The sequence below is a fragment of the Yokenella regensburgei ATCC 49455 genome (assembly GCF_000735455.1).
Lineage (GTDB): Bacteria > Pseudomonadota > Gammaproteobacteria > Enterobacterales > Enterobacteriaceae > Yokenella > Yokenella regensburgei.
The window spans coordinates 1-269 of record NZ_JMPS01000005.1; the positions used below are offsets into that span (position 1 = coordinate 1).

The following is a 269-nucleotide window of genomic DNA, read 5'->3' on the forward strand; positions in this document are numbered from 1 at the left end:
CCGAACCCTTCCTCAGTGATAATCGCCCCGTCGAGCTGCATCTGTTCGGCGAGCTTAGCGACCATATTGGATGAACGCACTTTGTCGCTGAGGGTCACGTTCTCATTGGTGAGGATCACGCCGATAAAGTTGAGATCTTTCCCGTGACGGCGATAGAGCGCCTGAATCACCGGGTTGTTCTGGTGGCTCCAGGTGGTGTTCTTATCGCAGGCAGAAACGCAGTTGCCGCTGACAATCGCCCCGTCCATCGCCTCCGTCGGGAACATCAG

At 56.5% G+C, this 269-nt stretch carries 1 protein-coding gene; it reads right to left on the reverse strand.

Features of this window, described 5'->3' with window-relative positions; genetic code table 11:
- A partial coding sequence (locus tag GYRE_RS00050; protein ID WP_248782252.1) for a glycine/sarcosine/betaine reductase component B subunit occupies nt 1-269 on the reverse strand: 269 nt, incomplete at both ends.